The 18,202-nt window shown below is 32.5% G+C and carries 19 protein-coding genes; 9 read left to right on the plus strand and 10 right to left on the minus strand.

Features of this window, described 5'->3' with window-relative positions:
* Positions 1-27: 27 nt before the first annotated feature.
* Together RH81_RS08700 and RH81_RS08705 are read right to left on the minus strand one after the other, a co-directional pair.
* A complete protein-coding gene (locus tag RH81_RS08700) occupies positions 28-549 on the minus strand; it encodes a ferritin (RefSeq protein ID WP_033959757.1) in 522 nt (173 codons plus the stop codon).
* A 109-nt stretch (positions 550-658) separates the two neighbouring features.
* Positions 659-2,788 carry a Tex family protein gene (locus RH81_RS08705; RefSeq protein ID WP_033959758.1) on the minus strand — a complete coding sequence of 710 codons (2,130 nt, stop codon included), beginning with the start codon at positions 2,786-2,788 and terminating at the stop codon, positions 659-661.
* 87 nt (positions 2,789-2,875) lie between these two features.
* On the opposite strand from RH81_RS08705, the gene RH81_RS08710 reads away from it, so the two are divergent.
* Positions 2,876-3,220 (plus strand): T9SS type A sorting domain-containing protein, encoded by a 345-nt coding sequence (locus RH81_RS08710; RefSeq protein ID WP_033959759.1) that lies wholly within the window; start codon positions 2,876-2,878, stop codon positions 3,218-3,220.
* A gap of 1 nt (position 3,221) precedes the next feature.
* On the opposite strand, the gene metG is transcribed toward RH81_RS08710, so the two are convergent.
* Entirely contained in the window at positions 3,222-5,267 is a 2,046-nt protein-coding gene (metG, locus tag RH81_RS08715; RefSeq protein ID WP_033959760.1) for a methionine--tRNA ligase, read from the minus strand.
* A gap of 74 nt (positions 5,268-5,341) precedes the next feature.
* On the opposite strand from metG, the gene RH81_RS08720 reads away from it, so the two are divergent.
* From RH81_RS08720 to RH81_RS08735, 4 genes are all read left to right on the plus strand, one after another.
* On the plus strand, positions 5,342-6,355 hold the full coding sequence (locus RH81_RS08720) for a S66 peptidase family protein (protein WP_033959761.1): 1,014 nt from the start codon (positions 5,342-5,344) through the stop codon (positions 6,353-6,355).
* A 137-nt stretch (positions 6,356-6,492) separates the two neighbouring features.
* Positions 6,493-7,332, plus strand: a complete 840-nt coding sequence (locus RH81_RS08725; protein WP_033959762.1) for a winged helix-turn-helix domain-containing protein — start codon at positions 6,493-6,495, stop codon at positions 7,330-7,332.
* A gap of 18 nt (positions 7,333-7,350) precedes the next feature.
* Entirely contained in the window at positions 7,351-8,112 is a 762-nt protein-coding gene (locus RH81_RS08730) for a HEAT repeat domain-containing protein (protein ID WP_033959763.1), read from the plus strand.
* A complete protein-coding gene (locus RH81_RS08735; RefSeq protein WP_033959764.1) occupies positions 8,113-8,472 on the plus strand; it encodes a YraN family protein in 360 nt (119 codons plus the stop codon).
* A 3-nt stretch (positions 8,473-8,475) separates the two neighbouring features.
* Here RH81_RS08735 and nadD read toward each other — a convergent pair whose 3' ends face one another.
* From nadD to RH81_RS08750, 3 genes are read right to left on the minus strand one after another with little or no spacing between them, the layout of a single operon-like run.
* The gene (gene nadD, locus RH81_RS08740) at positions 8,476-9,054 is read right to left on the minus strand and encodes a nicotinate (nicotinamide) nucleotide adenylyltransferase (protein ID WP_033959765.1); all 579 of its coding nucleotides are present in this window, start codon (positions 9,052-9,054) and stop codon (positions 8,476-8,478) included.
* Positions 9,055-9,057: 3 nt separating this feature from the next.
* Complete coding sequence (gene gmk / locus RH81_RS08745) at positions 9,058-9,648, minus strand: guanylate kinase (protein WP_033959766.1); 591 nt, start codon at positions 9,646-9,648, stop codon at positions 9,058-9,060.
* Between the two features lie 23 nt (positions 9,649-9,671).
* The gene (locus RH81_RS08750) at positions 9,672-10,529 is read right to left on the minus strand and encodes a YicC/YloC family endoribonuclease (RefSeq protein WP_033959767.1); all 858 of its coding nucleotides are present in this window, start codon (positions 10,527-10,529) and stop codon (positions 9,672-9,674) included.
* 106 nt (positions 10,530-10,635) lie between these two features.
* Between RH81_RS08750 and RH81_RS08755 the strand changes: the two genes are divergently transcribed.
* Complete coding sequence (locus RH81_RS08755; protein ID WP_033959768.1) at positions 10,636-11,112, plus strand: acyl-CoA thioesterase; 477 nt, start codon at positions 10,636-10,638, stop codon at positions 11,110-11,112.
* On the opposite strand, the gene RH81_RS08760 is transcribed toward RH81_RS08755, so the two are convergent.
* Together RH81_RS08760 and RH81_RS08765 are read right to left on the minus strand one after the other, a co-directional pair.
* Positions 11,104-11,997, minus strand: a complete 894-nt coding sequence (locus RH81_RS08760; protein WP_033959769.1) for a DMT family transporter — start codon at positions 11,995-11,997, stop codon at positions 11,104-11,106. The genes RH81_RS08755 and RH81_RS08760 overlap by 9 nt on opposite strands.
* Positions 11,990-12,349, minus strand: coding sequence for an arsenate reductase family protein (locus RH81_RS08765; protein ID WP_033959770.1), 360 nt, complete (start codon positions 12,347-12,349; stop codon positions 11,990-11,992). The genes RH81_RS08760 and RH81_RS08765 overlap by 8 nt, the downstream gene beginning before the upstream one ends.
* A gap of 95 nt (positions 12,350-12,444) precedes the next feature.
* On the opposite strand from RH81_RS08765, the gene RH81_RS08770 reads away from it, so the two are divergent.
* The gene (locus tag RH81_RS08770) at positions 12,445-13,692 is read left to right on the plus strand and encodes a cation:proton antiporter (RefSeq protein WP_033959771.1); all 1,248 of its coding nucleotides are present in this window, start codon (positions 12,445-12,447) and stop codon (positions 13,690-13,692) included.
* On the opposite strand, the gene RH81_RS08775 is transcribed toward RH81_RS08770, so the two are convergent.
* The gene (locus RH81_RS08775) at positions 13,689-14,408 is read right to left on the minus strand and encodes a DUF3298 and DUF4163 domain-containing protein (RefSeq protein WP_033960289.1); all 720 of its coding nucleotides are present in this window, start codon (positions 14,406-14,408) and stop codon (positions 13,689-13,691) included. The two genes, RH81_RS08770 and RH81_RS08775, sit on opposite strands and share 4 nt — an antisense overlap.
* 144 nt (positions 14,409-14,552) lie before the next feature.
* On the opposite strand from RH81_RS08775, the gene RH81_RS08780 reads away from it, so the two are divergent.
* On the plus strand, positions 14,553-15,695 hold the full coding sequence (locus tag RH81_RS08780; RefSeq protein WP_033959772.1) for a cystathionine gamma-synthase: 1,143 nt from the start codon (positions 14,553-14,555) through the stop codon (positions 15,693-15,695).
* Positions 15,696-15,767: 72 nt separating this feature from the next.
* On the opposite strand, the gene RH81_RS08785 is transcribed toward RH81_RS08780, so the two are convergent.
* Positions 15,768-16,583, minus strand: coding sequence for a THC0290_0291 family protein (locus tag RH81_RS08785; RefSeq protein ID WP_033959773.1), 816 nt, complete (start codon positions 16,581-16,583; stop codon positions 15,768-15,770).
* Between the two features lie 212 nt (positions 16,584-16,795).
* Between RH81_RS08785 and gdhA the strand changes: the two genes are divergently transcribed.
* Positions 16,796-18,139: an NADP-specific glutamate dehydrogenase gene (gdhA, locus tag RH81_RS08790; protein WP_033959775.1), complete on the plus strand. Its 1,344-nt coding sequence runs from the start codon at positions 16,796-16,798 to the stop codon at positions 18,137-18,139.
* The last annotated feature ends 63 nt before the right edge of the window (positions 18,140-18,202 follow it).

The raw sequence follows: 18,202 nt of genomic DNA on the forward strand, positions 1-18,202 counted from the left end.
AAATTGAATCTAAATAAACTTTAACATTTATTGAGCACCATTTGGCCCTGCAGAACTTACAACTGTGAGTTGTTGAATATCTCTGTCAAATAAATACAAACCACCTTTATCATCGCCAATCATATTCACTTTATCTAAGATAGTTCTAGCTGTTGCTTCTTCCTCAATTTGTTCAGAAACGTACCATTGTAAGAAGTTATGTGTAGCGTAATCTCTGTTTTCTAAAGAGATGTGAACCAAGTCATTAATGCTTTCAGAAACAAAGATCTCATGAGCTAATAGTTTTTCAAACATTTCTTTAAACGAATTAAACGTAACGTTTGGTGCTTTCAATTCTGATATAAGTGCATGTCCACCACGTTCATTTACAAACTTGATCAACTTAAGCATGTGTTCGCGTTCTTCATCAGATTGGTCATACATAAAATTAGAGATACCTTCTAGTCCTTTAACTTCAGCCCAAACAGCCATTGCTAAATATACTTGTGACGATTCTGCTTCGATTCGTATTTGTTTGTTTAATGCGGCTTCAATAGTTTTTGATAACATAATTCCTGATTTTAAACAAAGATAAGCAGTTATAAAGACAAATAAAATAATTGATTGGCAAGGTTTTCTAATTTGGAATAGTTCTTTTATAAGAAAACACCTTGAGTATTTAAATCTTGTGTAATTTTAATTGAATCCGTTTTCTTGGGATATCAACATCCAAAACTTTAACAACAATCTGCTGATGTAAATTCACATGTTCATTTACATCTTTAACAAAACTATCAGATAAGTTAGAAACGTGAATCAATCCACTTTCTTTAATCCCTACATCTACAAAACAACCAAATGCTGTAATGTTATTGACAATTCCAGGAAGAAGTTGACCTTCTCTTAAGTCTGAAATCGTTTTGATATTTTGATTAAAAGTAAATACTTTGGCTTGTTCTCTAATATCTAAGCCAGGCTTTTCGAGTTCTTTTATAATGTCTTCTAAGGTTAATAAACCAACAGTTTCAGTGCAATAATTTTTTAAATTTATCTTTAGAAGAATGGTTTTGTTTCCAATTAATTCTGAAAGCGATATACCTTCATCTTTTGCCATTTTTTTAACGATAGCATAACTTTCTGGATGTACTGCAGAATCATCCAAAGGGTTTTCACCATCCTTAATTCTTAAAAAACCGACACCTTGTTCAAATGCTTTATCACCTAAACGTGGTACTTTTTTAATAGAGTTTCTATTCTGAAATGCACCGTTTTTACTTCTGTAGTTTACAATGTTTTCAGCTAATTTAGAACCAATTCCAGAAACGTAACTTAGTAAACTATGACTGGCTGTATTGATATTGACACCAACCGCATTCACGCAGTTTTCAACAACAACATCCAATTCTTTTTTGAGTTTATTTTGGTCTACATCATGCTGATATTGACCAACACCAATGGACTTGGCATCAATTTTTACTAATTCTGCTAAGGGATCTTGTAAACGTCGACCAATTGAAACGGATCCTCTAACGGTTACATCATAATTAGGAAACTCCTCACGAGCAATTTTAGATGCCGAATAAATACTTGCTCCAGCTTCACTAACAACAAACACTTGGATGTCGTTTTTAAACCGTATTTTCCTAATCAATGCTTCGGTTTCTCGTGATGCAGTTCCGTTTCCAATAGCAATCGCTTCGATATGATGAGCTTCGGTTAGAAAACTTATTTTTTTCATTGCTCCAATTTGGTCGTTTTTTGGAGGATGAGGATATATGGTTTCGTTATGCTTTAAATCACCTTTTTCATCTAAACAAACAACTTTGCATCCTGATCTAAACCCAGGGTCTAAAGCTAAAACACGTTTTTCACCTAAAGGCGAACCAAGAAGTAACTGCTTTAAGTTTTTTGCAAATATTGAAATGGCTGCTTCATCGGCTTTATCTTTTGCTTTATGTAAACCTTCATTGCTTAATGATGGTAATAATAAACGTTTATAAGCATCTGAAATGGCAAGTTCAATTTGGTCAGCACATGAATTTTGACCTTGAATGATTTTATGTTCGATACGCTCTAAAGCACGCTCGTTATCGATTTCAATTTTTACTCGAATAAAACCTTCGTTTTCTGCTCTCAAAATGGCCAATAATCTGTGTGATGGAATTCTACTTAATGCCTCTTCCCATTCAAAATAATCTCTAAATTTTTGAGCATTTTCATCATCCTTTTTTGATTTAACAACTTTAGTAGAGATCATTGCATGACGTTCTAATTGGTTTCGAAGATTGTTTCTTATATCTGAACGTTCATTAATCCACTCTGCAATAATATGTCGCGCACCTTCCAATGCACTTTCTACAGATGACACATCACCTTTTACGTATTTAAAAGCTATAGATTCAATATCATTTGCGTTTTGCGACATAATGATTTTCGCCAAAGGTTCTAGTCCGTTTTTTCGAGCGGTTTCTGCTTTTGTTTTTCTGCTTTTTTTGTATGGAAGGTATAAATCTTCAAGTGTTGTAGAATCTGCACAAGCGGTTACTTTTGCTTTTAATTCTGAAGTTAAAACCCCTTGCTCTTCTAATGCTTTTAGGATTGCTTTTTTCCGTTTTTCTAAGGCTTCGAAAAGGTCTTTGTATTTAACGATATCTCCAATTTGAACTTCATCCAAGTTGCTAGTTGCTTCTTTTCTATACCTTGAAATAAATGGAATGGTACAGTCTTGATTTAGTAAGTTGACTGTGTTTTTTACTGAAGATTCAGATAGTTTGGTTTTAGAAATTATGTATGGTACTAATTGAATCATTGCAATTATTTTGACTATAACTTATAATTAATTGATTTTTAAATCGTTAATGATAGTCCTTCATCATCAATCACTAAGTCTGAAATTATGAAAAGTGCACTCACTATTTTCTCGATTTTAATCGTTTGTAATATATCATTTTCTCAAGAAAAAAAGACTGAATTAGCTCTAGAAAATCAGACTATTGATGAGGCAGAAGAACCGGTCTTTAAATTCCATCCAAATCCTGTTGTAGATGACTTATTTGTAATAGGAACTCATAAAATAAAAAGCATTGAAATTATCGATGCATTTGGAACTAGTGTTGCGCTCTACCAATTTGATAAAAGTATTATCAGAATGAATCTCTCTGAATTAAAAAGCGGGATTTACCTTTTAAAAGTGATTGACAAACATGATAGACAAGACATTAAAAAGCTTGTTGTGCAATAGTCTAGCTAATCTGCAACCCACTATTAACTGCTGTATCTGGATTTACAAACACCAATTTACCTTCAGGAGTTTCGGTCATTAAAATCATACCTTCACTTTCAACACCTCGCAATGCTCTTGGTGCTAAGTTCACTAAAACAGTCACTTGCTTTCCAATCACTTCTTCTGGAGTAAAGCTCTCAGCAATACCAGACACAATCGTTCTTATATCGATACCTGTATCTACTTTTAAAACTAATAACTTCTTAGTTTTAGGCATTTTTTCGGCTTCAAGAATAGTCCCAACTCTCATATCTAATTTAGTGAAATCATCAAAAGTGATGATATCCTTTTGAGGTTCTAATACTTTATTAGCAGCTTCATTAGCTTTCTTGCTAGCTTCTAATTTATCAAGTTGTTCTTGAATGGTCTTGTCTTCAATTTTAGAGAATAGTAATTCACCTTTACCTATTTGGTGTCCAGCTGGAATGAGAATATTTTTCGTAGAAATATCAGCCCAAGAATTATCAGTAGTATTTAGAATGCCTTTTAATTTATCTGAAGTGAATGGTAAAAAAGGTTCACACAATGTCGCCAATGCACTTGCTATTTGAAGTGCAACATACATGATTGTTTTTGTACGAACTTCATCTGTTTTCACCAATTTCCAAGGTTCTTCATCAGCTAAATATTTATTTCCTAAACGCGCTAAATTCATCAATTCTTGACTTGCTTCTCTAAAACGGTAACGTTCTAAAGAACTTTCAATCACTGAAGGATATGCTTTTATAGCAGCTAAGGTTTCATTATCAACTTCTGAAAATTCCGAAGCTTCAGGAATAATTCCGCCATAATATTTATTAGTAAGAACAACAACGCGATTGATAAAGTTTCCGAAGATAGCTACCAACTCATTATTATTTCTTGCTTGAAAGTCTTTCCAAGTAAAATCATTATCCTTACTTTCTGGAGCATTAGCAGTTAATGAATAACGCAATACATCTTGTTGGTTTGGGAAATCTTCTAAATAATCTGGTAACCAAACAGCCCAGTTTTTAGAAGTGGATAATTTCTTGCCTTCAAGATTTAAAAATTCATTAGCAGGTACATTATCTGGTAATATATATGAACCTTCTGCTTTTAGCATTGCTGGAAAAATAATACAGTGAAAAACGATATTATCCTTTCCTATAAAGTGAACCAATTTGGTGTCTTTGTCTTTCCAATAAGGTTCCCAATCTTTACCAACGTTTTGAGCCCATTCTTTAGTTGCTGAAATGTAACCAATAGGCGCATCAAACCATACGTAAAGCACTTTGCCTTCTCCTCCTGGAACAGGAACAGGAATTCCCCAATCTAAATCACGAGTCACAGCTCTTGGTCTTAAACCATCATCAATCCATGATTTTACTTGTCCGTAAACATTAGGTTTCCAATCTTTTTTATGCCCTTTTAAAATCCATTCTTTTAAAAAGTCTTCATATTTATTTAGAGGTAAAAACCAATGCTTAGTTTCTTTTAAAGAAGGAACATTTCCAGTTATAGCTGATTTAGGATTGATAAGATCAGTTGCATTTAAACTTGAACCACAATTTTCACATTGATCTCCGTAAGCTTCTTCATTTCCGCATTTTGGACATGTTCCTGTTACGAATCTATCGGCTAAAAACTGATTTGCTTCTTCGTCATATAATTGTTCTGTAACCTCTTCAATAAACTCGTGTTTATCATATAAGGTTTTAAAAAATTCAGATGCAGTATCATGATGAATTTTAGCAGATGTTCGTGAATAGTTGTCAAACGTAATACCGAAGTCTACAAACGATTTCTTAATAATTTCATGATATTTATCTACGATATCTTGAGGGGAAACGCCTTCTTTCTTGGCTTTAATAGTAATTGGAACACCATGTTCATCACTTCCACAAATGAATGCGACATCATTTCCAGTTAAGCGTTTGTAGCGTGCGTAAATATCTGCAGGCACATAAACACCAGCTAAGTGGCCAATATGAATCGGACCATTAGTATATGGTAATGCAGCAGTAATTGTATATCTTTTAGACATCTTGAATTCGTTTTAACAAGCCACAAAAGTACGCATTTTGCAAGGGATTTAGAAAAAAAATGTACATTTACAATATGTCGAAATTCCGCTATTTTTTTGTCTTGAGTTGTGTCTTTTTTTTCTTCGGAAAAATTAGTGCTCAAGATATATCTGTTCAACAAAACCAAACTGCTTTGATACAACCACCATACCTAAAAGCTGGAGATACTGTAGCGATTGTTGCGCCTTCAGGAATACTAAAAAACAGAAATAATGAAGTGCAACAAGCGGTTGATTTACTGCAAAGTTGGGGATTGAAGACTGTTGTAGGTAAACATATATTTAGTAAAGCAGATCACTTTGCAGGTACTGATGATGAACGTTGTGAAGATTTTCAAACAGCTTTAGATGATCCAACGGTTAGCGCTATTTGGTGTGCAAGAGGTGGCTACGGAACGGTAAGGATTTTAGATAAATTAGATTACACGAAACTTAAAGATCATCCAAAATGGATTATTGGTTATAGTGATATTACAGCTTTACATAATCAAATTCATAACGAAGGTTTTCAATCTATTCATGCGTTAATGTGTGTTAGTCTTACTAAAGATTTGGATGATATTAAAGAAGCGTTAGCGACGTTTAGATCAACCATTTTTGGGAACCCAGTTAATTACACCTTAGAAGGATCTAGTTATAATAGAACAGGAGAGACTAGTGGTCAGCTAGTAGGTGGAAACCTCACCATGTTGCATACGATGCTTGGATCTAAAACGAGTCTAGATATGACAGGTAAAATCTTGTTTATAGAAGAGATAGGTGAATACAAATATCATATAGATCGTATGCTTCAAAGTTTAAAGCGCGCAGGTTATTTTGAGAATTGTAAAGGTCTTATAGTTGGAGATATGAGTAAACTTAGAAAGAATACGACGCTTTGGGGAACCTCTGTTGAACAACTCATTTTAGATGCATTAGCAGATTATGATTTTCCAATAGCCTTCAATATGCCAGCAGGTCACGAAAAGGATAATCGAGCAATGGTTTTAGGTAGTGATATTACCTTGAAGGTAGAGAAAGAAATGTCATCTTTGATTTTCAAAAAATAAAGCTTTCAGGATTTTCCTTTTTTCATTTTCTGTTTTTAAACTAAACCTTTTTATGGGCAAAGTAAGTGTCAAAAAAGTGTAAAAGAAATGTGAATGGATACTATAGTTCGCTTATTTATCATTTATTTGTAAAGCCTATGAAAAGATATGCTTACATAATTTTAGTGCTTTTTGTAACTCTAATTTTTTCGTCTTGTAATCGAGATGATTCGCAAATAGAAATTACAAAAATTGCAATTAGAGATATTGGAAATAAGTTATTATTATCCAATCAAGATTCTACATCATTAGTTTTACCAGTTACTAAAATTGATACAGAAAAGTATCAGTTGTCATTTCAACAAGAGCTATCTTTTAAACCAGACGAACTCGTCACATTTGTCAAAAACAGCCTTGCCAAAGCAAACCTACCAGGAGATTATCGTGTTGAGGTCATACAATGCAATGACTATGAAGTAGCTTATAGTTATGAGATAAAAAATAACGAAGAAGAAAGCATTATTCCTTGTGCCGGACGTGCTCTGCCTCTTAATTGTTATACGATCCAAATAGGATTTGAAAATGGAAAAGAACAATCATCAATTATTTATCTTTGGTTGATCGTTCCTCTACTTTTAATTCTAGGGTTTTTATACAGACAAAAAAGGAAGTCTATTAAACCTTCTGTTGATCATCTTTTTTATACGATTGGAAATTATAAATTTGATAAAGACCAAAGCAAATTACTTTACATAGAAAAAGAAATAGGCTTGTCAAAAAAAGAGTGTGAACTATTAGAAATTTTGTGTGATAATTTAAATGATGTCGTAAAAAGAGATGAATTATCAAAACGAGTATGGGAAGATCATGGTGTTTTTGTTGGACGAAGCCTCGACACCTATATCTCTAAATTAAGGAAAAAACTAAATGAAGATACTTCTATCAAAATCACTAACGTGCATGGTGTAGGTTATAAGTTAGAGGTGACTAAAGAATAGTTTAAATAAATATTTGTCATGGCATTTTATGACCTACCAAAACCTGAAAGAGATCAATTAGTTGAAAAGATCAATCGTGAGATTGCAACTGATTTGTCAAAAGGTTCAAGTGAAAAAATAGCAATATATTTTTCAGACGACGACACTTACATTCGTAAAACGGGATATTTAGCAATCGGTAAAATCTTCTATTCACAGACGCAGTTACAAACCTCTATTTTTTCAGTTTTAAAAACTTTAATGCAATCTGATGACGAGTTAATTCGACAGAGTGTAATTAATGCATCTGGCGAAATCGGGAAATTTCATTTTGATAAGATCGAAGATTTTATGAATTCAGGATTATTTGATGATCACCATCGTGTTCGGAATGCCGTTATTGGATCTATTAAGAAAATGGGAGAGAAGAACCCTAATCCTGTTTTAGAATGGGCTAAAGCGTATCTAAAACATCCTGATAAAGAAATTAGACGTGAGATTTGTCATGGTATTGAACTTCGTGGACGTACACATCCACAGGATATTTTACCACTATTAAAAGAATTGGAGTTTGATGACACAAAAAGAGTCTCTGATACTTTAGTTCATGTTCTTGGGCAAATTGCTTATAAAAATGGCTGTTTAAAAACAGTTGTTGCACATCTTAATACATGGAAAAACAAACCTTTAGTTGAAAAAGCTTTAGACGAAATTGTAGATGTTCATAATCGATACAAGAAATTTGCGATATTGAGTCAAGATGAAGCAATTGTGTATATTGATACCCATTATAAAAACTAGATGGCAAATCATAACGAATTAGGAAAAAAAGGTGAAGACTTAGCTGCAGTTTTTCTAGAAAAGAACGGTTACAAGGTTCTTACACGTAATTATATATTTCAGAAAGCTGAAGTTGATATTATTGCTAAAAAGGAAAATGTACTTGCTGTTGTTGAAGTTAAAACACGTTCTACTAATGTTTTTGGCAACCCTCAAGATTTTTTAAAACCGAAGCAAATTCAAAGGATTGTTAAAGCGGTAGATAATTATGTAACGTCCAACCAACTTGATATTGAGGTGCGTTTTGATATTATTGCTATCGTAAAAAATGGAAATCAATTTGATATTGAGCATTTAGAAAATGCCTATTATCATTTTTAAGACTTACTTATAAAAATTCATTTCATCCAAATATTCCCAAACGTACTCAGGAAGCATTGGTCTTACATTTTTGCCTTCTTTAATAGATTTTCTTATAAATGTTGAAGACAATTCCATAATAGGAGCATCTACCTTCTTGATTTTTGAATGTGTATTAAATTTAGCATCTGTTGAACCATTTGAAATTCTAGGATACACATAGATATCATGATTGTCTAAGATGAGTTGGTAGTTTTTCCACTTGTGAAAACTCTTCAAATTATCTTCACCCATTATAAGAGCAAATTTAGAATCTGGGTATTTTTCTTTTAAATAGGTAAGCGTATTAATCGTGTAATTGGGTTGTGGTAAATCAAACTCAATATCACTTGGCTCAAGTTTTAAATAATCTTTTGTTGCACGATACACCATTTCATAACGCTGACGGTCATTCAACAATGAGCTTTTCTTTTTAAACGGACTGTGAGGTGTAACAACAAACCAGATTTTATCTAAATCGCTATATTCAGCTAAATGGTTTGCAATGGTTAAATGTCCAACGTGAATTGGATTAAACGTCCCAAAATACAATCCAATTTTCATGAGTTATGAATTAATGAAATTAGACACTAATTTGTGAGCATCATTTAACGCTTTATCTAAATCTTTATTGAGAACAATTTCGTCAAATAAAGGTGCAGTCGCTAATTCAGCAGGAGCTTTTGCAACTCGCATGCTAATCTTATCTTTACTTTCTTCTCCACGTTCTTTAAGTCTAATGATAAGTTCATTTAAATCTGGTGGTTTTACAAAAACAGCTAAAGTTTCTTCTGGGAACTTCTTCTTAATTCTTAATCCGCCAGAAACATCAATATCAAAAATGACATTTTTACCTTTTCCCCAAATGCGTTCAATTTCAGTTTTTAAAGTTCCGTAGAAATTATCTCTATAGACTTCTTCCCATTCTAAAAACTCATCGTTCTTGATTCTGTTTTTAAAATCTTTAATATCTAAGAAGTAGTAATCTTTTCCGTGGATTTCATTTCCGCGTTTTTCTCTAGACGTTGCTGAAATAGAAAACTCTAAATTAAGCTCCTTCTGTTTGAGTAAATGTCTAACAATAGTTGTTTTTCCAGAACCAGAAGGTGCTGAAAACACTAGTAACTTTCCTCTATTTTTATTCTTTATTTCTGACACAAATTTGAATTAAATTAGGTTTATTAAAGTACGTTCAATAACTGTTCCTTAATTTTTTCGAGTTCGTCTTTCATTTGAACAACCAATTTTTGCATTGGTGCATAATTTGATTTCGAACCAATGGTGTTGATTTCCCTACCCATTTCTTGAGAGATAAAACCAAGTTTTTTACCATTAGAATCGTCAGATTGTAATGCTTTTTGAAAGTAGTCTAAGTGGTTTTTTAAACGCACTTTTTCTTCAGTGATATCAAATTTCTCAATGTAATACACGAGTTCTTGCTCAAATCGATTTTCATCAACCTTTTCTTTAATATCTGAAATACCTTTATTTAAACGTTCTCGAACACCATCAATACGATCAGGATCCATGGCAATAACCTCGTCGAGCAAATCTGAAATATTTTGAGCGCGAGACACAAATTCATCTTCAAGACTTTTCCCTTCGTCAACTCTATATTGTAGAATCTTTTCTAAACTACTGTCAATTTCTTTTGAAATTTGAGACCATTCGTTCTCATCCATTTCCTCACGTTCAGTAGTTAAAGCATCTGGAAGGCGAATCGCCATTTTTAGCAATTCGGTTTCATCACCATCAACAACATTTTTGAGTTGTTTGATGTATTGATTCACAACTGTTTTATTGATTTGGGTCGACGTTTCTTCGCCTGTGATTTCCATATATAATGAAAAATCTATTTTACCTCTCACCAATTTAGATGCAATGAGCTTTCTAATGCTTAGTTCCTTTTCACGATACAATGAAGGCATTCTTGTATTAAGATCTAAGTTTTTGCTGTTTAGCGATTTTACTTCTATCGATATTTTTTTGGTCGGAAGTTGTATTACAGATTTTCCGTAACCAGTCATTGATTGTATCATATGAGTTTTAAAAAAAAAGTTGAACAAAGGTAACGAAAATCATAACGTTATAATTCATGGTTGAGCATTATAAAAATTAATAACTTTGAAAACTTAAATGTGTACCATGTATAAAAAAGATTTTGAAATTCGTTGGAGTGATATTGATGCTAATGGCCATTTGGCAAATTCAGCCTATACAAACTTTATGAGCCATGCAAGAATGGGCTTTTTTATAGAGTATGGATTTTCGATGAACGAACTGGCTTCATTCAATATTGGACCAGTTGTATTTTTTGAACACACCTACTATTACAAAGAATCTTTTATAGGGAAACCAATAACTGTGAGTGTTGAAGTCTCTGGATTAAGTGAAGACGGAATGTTTTTTAAGTTTGAACATAATTTATATGATGAAAAAGGACAACACTTAGCAACGAGCGATATGTTAGGGTCTTGGATTGATTTAAAAACGCGCAAGCTTACTATATTGCCTGATGTTTTATTGAAACAGTCGGAATCCTTTCCGAAGACTGAACGCTTTAAGTTATTGACAAAAGAAGACACAAGAGTATCTGGAAAAGCACCTAAGAATTTAAGCTAATACTTTGGTTTTTTTAGTCACTAAATAGACACCTGAAAAGATGAATAACATAGCGATTAACTTTACAGGACTTACAGCATCAACTCCCATGACAATTGCAAAAACACCAGCAATAACAGGCTGTAAATAAATAAAAGTTCCAACAGTGGATGCTTTTAAAGAATTTAAAGCGAGAGGATTTAAAAGATAGGTTCCAAATGTTGCTCCAATAATCACAAATAATACTGAAAACCAAATGTATGGTGTAAATGTGTGCCATTGAATTTCTAAAGTTTCTTGATATCCGAAAGGTAGAGTCAAAATGATACCAAATAAAAACAGCCATTTTATAAATGTAAATGGATGATATTTTGCGGTTAGTCTTTTAATGATAATTACATATATACTGTAAGAGATGGCATTTATAAAAATACATAAATTACCTAATGCAACGTTGTCTCCAACTCTAGTAGAATCTCCTAGAGCTGTAAGCAAAATACCTCCAGAAAAAGCAATAACAATTCCGAAGACTTTCAATTTTGTTAACTTTTCATCAAGAAAGAAGATAGATAAAACCAGAATAATTACAGGTGTGATCGTCATAATTACTGAAGCATGAATAGGTGTTGTTAACTCTAAGCCTTTTAGAAATAGAAGCATATTTATACCAACACCAAAAACTGCGGCAAAGAATATGGTTACAAAATCTTTTGGTTCTATTTTCTGTTTTTTGAAAAAGAAACTAAATCCCCAAAATAAAATAGTTGCACCAATAACTCTTAATAGTACAAAAGCAAAGGACTGTATGAAGCCTTCATTTATAACGTTCTTAGCATAGGTGTAATTTAGTCCGTATAAAAGTTGAACTAAAAACACTGCAATAAGTGCAAATTTCCTACTATTCATTTGCGTGGATATAAGCCTTTGCAGCTTCTACAGTTTTAGCACTATTACCAATAAAAACTTGGTCATTGAACACAATAACAGGACGTTTTAAAAACGTATAATGATCTAAGATATAGTGTTTAAAATCAGCTTCGCTTAGGGTTTGATCTTTTAATCCCATTTCTTTGTAAAGCTTTGCTCTTTTGCTAAATAAGGCTTCGTAATTACCTGCCAATTCTTTAAGCTGTTCTATTTGCTTTACTGAAATCTCGTCAGATTTAATATCTTGAAAAATGAAATCATTAGGAAGGTCCAATGTTTTTATTATTCTATCACAAGTATTGCAAGTTTTAAGGTGATAAACTTTTTTCATGGCTTTAAGACTCTAGAAAGATGATGGTTTAATCAATGCAAGGTAATTAGATTTAAAAAGAAAATTAGTTACTTTTAACTAAAATTTATAAGCTCATGGATTATTTTGCTATTGCATCAATTTTAATAGTTTTATCGGCACTTTTCGGTTATATAAATGTTAGATTTTTAAAACTGCCAATTACCATTGGGCTCATGGTAATAACTATAGTTTTTACTATTATAATTGTCGCTATTGGTCAATTTGATGACACCTTGTATTTACGTGAAAAAGAATTGATTTCTCAAATAGACTTTGAAACTGTCCTATTAGATATAATGTTAAGTTTCTTGTTATTTGCTGGAGCTTTGCACACTAATTTTAATCAGCTAAAAATACAACGCGGACCAGTACTTGTCTTTGCTACTCTGGGAGTATTAGTTTCTACATTTTTGGTAGGGATTTTCATGTATTATATGTTTGGCCTTTTTGGCTTTCATATTAATTTTATTTACTGTTTATTATTTGGAGCATTAATATCTCCAACAGATCCGATTGCAGTACTTGGGATTTTAAAAAAGGCCAACGCTCCAAAAAAATTGGAAGCAAAAATCGTTGGCGAATCTTTATTTAACGATGGAGTAGGAGTTGTTATCTTTTTAACGATTTTTTCTATTGCTAAATCACCAAATGCAGCAATAGACGTTTCAGAAATAGTACAATTGTTTGGTATTGAAGTTCTGGGCGGAATTGGTCTTGGGCTCATTTTAGGCTATGTAACCTACAAACTATTAAAGTCAATTGACAATTATGAGGTTGAGGTTATCATTACGATTGCTACTGTTATGGGAGGAAGTTTGTTAGCACACAAATTACATATGTCTGCACCTTTAGCCATGGTTACTGCTGGACTTATTGTTGGCCATGATACGATTAGAAACTCTTCTATGTCTGAAATTACGGAGGCTTACGTGGATAAGTTTTGGGAATTGATAGATGTGCTTTTAAATACAGTTTTATTTGTTATGATTGGTATGGAAATGCTTGTTCTAAATTTTGAGCTTGATTATATTATTTCAGGATTAATAGCTGTACCATTAGTTCTATTTAGCAGATATTTGTCTTTATGGCTACCAATTAAGTTTTATGCAAAGAAACTTCAATTTGTCCCTAATACTAATTTGATTATGACTTGGGGAGGTTTACGAGGTGGAATATCTATTGCGTTAGCATTAAGTTTAACTCAAGAAATGCATCGTGAATTATTTTTAGTAATTACTTACATTATAGTTGTAGTGTCAATAATTGGTCAAGGTTTAACTGTTGAACCGATTATAAAAAGATTGACAAAAAATGCAGATTAGTTAATGTTCAGTAACGAGTTAACTTCATTAAAAGGGATTGTAAATTCTATGATACCTTGAGAGTAGGATGCGATTTCGTATGGATTGTATAAAATGATTAAGCCTTCATCACTATAACCAATACTTTCGGGTAATTGAAAATCTTTTCCGAAGAAAAAATCTTCTATAGGTTCATCTGAATTTGATTTAACTTCTTCTTTTAGCTTGTTTTCAATAACATTTGAAAGCCCTACAGTATTATTAATGAGTTCAGTTTTAGAATATAATTCACCTGATTGTGGATTGAAGTTAAAGAACTTTATATTGGTATTACCATGAGCTCCACCTGTATCTAAATACGAATTTATAGCAATACTAATAACTTCGGGAGAACGATAAGTAACTTCACCATCAATAAAGGCTTCCCATTTTTGAGAGCTATCAGGAAAATCGTTTTTAAAGTTTTTATATTCAGTATTGAAACGTTCGACAGCATCATTAATTGAAAGATTAGTTAAAGAATCTTCACTTAAGTTAGTTTGACTTACAATGTAATTTTTAATGGTATTATTTATGAGTTCTGAAACTACTTTACTACCATCAGCTTTTGGATAGTTTATAGATATTTCAGCATCTTTGGATGCTTCAATGTTTTCTTCTAAGAAATCAATTTTCACCTCTTCATTACAGGAAAAAAGAAAACTTAAAGCGACAACTAAAAGGATTTTTTTTTTCAAAACTTGGTACAATCTGTTAAACATTCAATAAAGGTATTACATACATTTGAATACAACGAATTAAAGTTTTAATTTGTTGCACATTGCAATAAATTGAAATGATTTTTGCCTTTCAACGACTTAAGATTTTCTAAAAGTAAGACTATGAAATTTAATACAAAAACAATACATGGAGGACAAGAGGACGATCCAGCTTATGGAAGTGTAATGCCTCCAATTTATCAAACATCAACTTACGCACAATCTACACCTGGAGGTCATAAAGGGTATGAATATTCTAGAACGCATAATCCAACTAGAAATGCTTTAGAAAATGCTTTTGCAAGTATTGAAAATGGAAACCATGGATTAGCATTTGGTTCTGGTTTAGCTGCCATTGATGCCGTTATAAAGCTATTACAACTAGGAGATGAAGTAATTTCAACCAATGATTTATATGGTGGTTCGTATCGATTGTTTACAAGTATATTTAAGAAGTTTGGTATTATATTTCATTTTATAGGCATGGAGAATGCTTCCAATATTGAAAACTATATCAATGAAAATACCAAATTGATCTGGGTTGAGACACCAACAAATCCGATGATGAATATTATTGATGTTAAAGCCACTGCATCAATTGCTAAAAAGCATAATATCTTGTTAGCTGTTGATAATACTTTTGCAACACCTTATTTACAAAGACCCTTAGATTTAGGTGCAGATATCGTTATGCACTCGGCTACCAAGTATTTGGGTGGACATAGTGATTTGGTTATGGGAGCGCTAATTGTTAAGGATAAGGATTTGGCAGATCGTTTATATTTTATTCAAAATGCAAGTGGAGCAGTATGTGGTCCTCAAGATAGTTTTTTAGCATTGAGAGGAATTAAAACCTTGCATATTAGAATGCAACGTCATTGTGAAAATGGAAAAGCTGTTGCAGAATTTTTAGCGAGTCATCCAAAAATTGAGAAGGTCTACTGGCCTGGTTTTGAAAGTCATCCGAATCATGATATTGCAAAAGAGCAAATGACTGATTTCGGAGGTATGGTTTCTTTTACAACGAATGGAAATAACTATGAAGAGGCAATAAAGATCATAGAAGGCCTAAAGATATTTACCCTGGCTGAGTCATTAGGTGGTGTAGAATCGTTAGCTGGACATCCAGCGAGTATGACACATGCAAGTATTCCTAAAGAAGAAAGAGAGAAAACGGGAGTTGTTGATTCTCTAATTAGATTGAGTGTTGGTATTGAAGATGAAGATGATTTAATTGCAGATTTAAAACAAGCAATTGATGATTAGAGAAAAGGAATAGTCGCAAATAAAAAAGACCAAGTTTTTAACTTGGTCTTTTTTATTATATGTGCTTATATTTTAATCTAAATAGTAAATGTATCCAAAATTTAACCATACTAACCAATCATTAGCTTTGTTGGAATCTAAATTATGGTCTAATCCGTCTACGTCATTATTAAAAAAGTATTGCCATCTTAAATCAATCATTAAATCAGAAAGGATAGTTAACTTATATCTTGTACCAACACTTCCAACTACTGACCATGTTGTGCCGCTTCCATCAAATAAAAAGGGATCTTCCTGGAAATTAGGATCAGTTGCATTAACCCAACCTCCGAAAAAGTTATTCTCGTTGTTTATGTTGCCATCACCAAAGGAAGTCTCTACTTCAGGATTGTAAGACGTGAAATGCACACCTAAACTAACAAATGGTGCGAATGAATAACTAAACGCTTGAAACGAACGAATACTTTTAGGGAAAAATTCTATTTGTGTACCAATATCAAAATTATTTGAAACTCCAGAATGTTGGCGCAATTTTTCGTAGTTTATATTAGTAGACGCTCGATCAACCCACTCTCCAAAATGGTTTAATTTGGTTTTATTCCAAGAGATTTCATTTCTTAACTTAAAGTGGTCATTAAAGAAGGTGTCTGTAGAATAACAGTTACAATCTGCTCGGTAAGCAAAATTAATATAATGAACTATACCTATTCCAATACCAGTATTACCAGAGTTAGTTTCAAAATCACTACGAACTCCAAAATCTGATTGAAAGGCTACAGGGCCAGCTATAATACCTATTTCGTGCGAAAAGCCGAGTTGAGCATTCGCTTCATTGATACCCATTATTAAAACGAATACAAATGTTAATTGTTTAAAATTAAGCGTCATAGGATCTAAATTACCAAGGGCATATTTGTTAACAAATATATAAAAACTGACCTAACTACCAAACAAAAGTAGTTCCTCTTGTAGTTTTTATATTAGATTATAATTATTTTGTCAATCTCATACTGAGAATATAAATATATATATACGTAAATTTTAAAGATAATGTATATTTGTGCTACTAAAATGAACATTGATTATTAATAATTTAATAGATGAAAGATAAAATTGAAACTTTTTTAAATCTTGTTACGGAAAAAAACGGTCATGAAACCGAATTCTTACAAGCAGTGCATGAAGTTGCAGAAACAGTAATTCCTTTTATTGAAGTTAATCCTAAATATCAAGGGAAAATGCTATTAGAGCGTATGGTAGAGCCAGAACGCACAATTATTTTTAGAGTACCTTGGATAGATGATCAAGGGAATACTCAGGTAAATAGAGGTTTTAGAGTTGAATTTAACTCTGCTATTGGCCCTTATAAAGGAGGATTGCGTTTTCATCCTTCTGTAAATCTAAGTATCCTTAAATTTTTAGGATTTGAACAAGTTTTCAAGAATTCTCTAACAACTCTTCCAATGGGAGGGGGAAAAGGAGGTTCTGACTTTAATCCTAAAGGAAAAAGTGATATTGAAGTGATGCGTTTTTGCCAGTCGTTTATGACCGAATTGTTTAGACACATTGGTGCAAATACAGATGTTCCTGCTGGAGACATTGGTGTTGGTGGAAGAGAAATAGGATATATGTTTGGTCAGTATAAAAGATTGCAAAATGAATTTACTGGAATTTTAACAGGTAAAGGAATGTCTTACGGCGGATCTTTAATACGACCTGAAGCAACTGGCTATGGCTGTGTTTACTTTGCACAGAATATGCTAAAAACAAAAAACGATTCTATCGATGGTAAAACAGTTGTAATTTCTGGTTCTGGAAATGTAGCTCAATATGCTTGTGAGAAAATCACACAATTAGGCGGAAAAGTACTTACACTGTCTGACTCTGGTGGATATATTCATGATGCTGATGGTATAGATGCTGATAAATTAGCATTTATAATGAATCTTAAGAATGTTAAACGTGGAAGAATCAGTGAGTATGTTAATCAATATTCATCTGCTATATATCATGCGGGAGAAAGACCATGGTCTGTAAATTGTGATATTGCTTTACCATGTGCAACACAAAATGAATTGAATGGAAATGAAGCTCAAGCTTTAATTAATAATAATGTTATTGCTGTAGCTGAAGGCGCAAATATGCCTACTACTCCAGAAGCTATTGAAGCTTTTCAAAATGCTAAAATATTGTTTGCTCCAGGTAAAGCATCAAATGCTGGAGGAGTTGCTACTTCAGGCTTGGAAATGAGTCAAAATTCATTACGTATGAATTGGACACGAGAAGAAGTTGATGCCAAACTCCTCAAAATCATGGATGATATTCATCAATCATGTGTAACTTATGGAACAAATGATGATGGTTATGTTGATTATGTAAAAGGAGCAAATGTCGCTGGTTTTGTAAAAGTCGCTGATGCGATGTTAGATCAAGGTGTTGTATAAACTTTTGAAATAAACTTTAAAAGCTCTCAATAATTAATTGAGAGCTTTTTTTATGATATAATG

The organism is Psychroserpens jangbogonensis (assembly GCF_000797465.1).
GTDB lineage: Bacteria > Bacteroidota > Bacteroidia > Flavobacteriales > Flavobacteriaceae > Psychroserpens > Psychroserpens jangbogonensis.